The sequence below is a fragment of the Bartonella capreoli genome (assembly GCF_902813205.1).
GTDB lineage: Bacteria > Pseudomonadota > Alphaproteobacteria > Rhizobiales > Rhizobiaceae > Bartonella > Bartonella schoenbuchensis.
Window position 1 is genome coordinate 1 of sequence record NZ_CADDZX010000108.1, and the last position, 585, is coordinate 585.

At 36.2% G+C, this 585-nt stretch carries 1 pseudogene; it reads right to left on the bottom strand.

From position 1 onward, the window contains the following. Positions 1–154: 154 nt before the first annotated feature. Positions 155–585: pseudogene (locus J7R05_RS07560) on the bottom strand (UDP-N-acetylmuramate dehydrogenase); the annotation flags it as partial.

Consider the following 585-nt stretch of genomic DNA (forward strand, 5'->3'; position numbering starts at 1 on the left):
GAATCAATAACCTAGCATTTTGCATAATGAATCAGACTCAAACGAATGACGCAAGAGTTTCTTTGGTAATTTATTGATTCTTAATGGATTTTTTTATTATCTCTTTGAAATGACTCAATTTTTTATGATATTTTTTTTATTACACTGAAATCAATTAATGAAACGGATCAAAAGAAGGAACAGTACGACCTTGTTCAAATTGACCGATACGTTGTATTTCCCACTGTAAAAGGTGAGCCGAATGAGCAAAAACACGAGCACGCACTGTTTCTCCCAAAGATTCGAGATCATAACCTGTTGCTTGCCCCACATTAATCATAAAATTACAGTGCATTTCACTCATTTGAGCTCCACCAATCCGTAAACCACGACACCCTGCTTCATCAATAACACGCCATGCAGATATATTTTCAGGATTTTTGAAAGTTGATCCACCTGTTTTTTCTCGAATAGGTTGTACCATTTCCCGATGAAGAGCAACCTCATCCATGGCTACACGAATATTCTCTTTATTCCCTAATTCACCTTCCAATAAAGCAGCAGTAAAAATAAGACCCTTTGGAATATCACAATGGCGATAGGAAT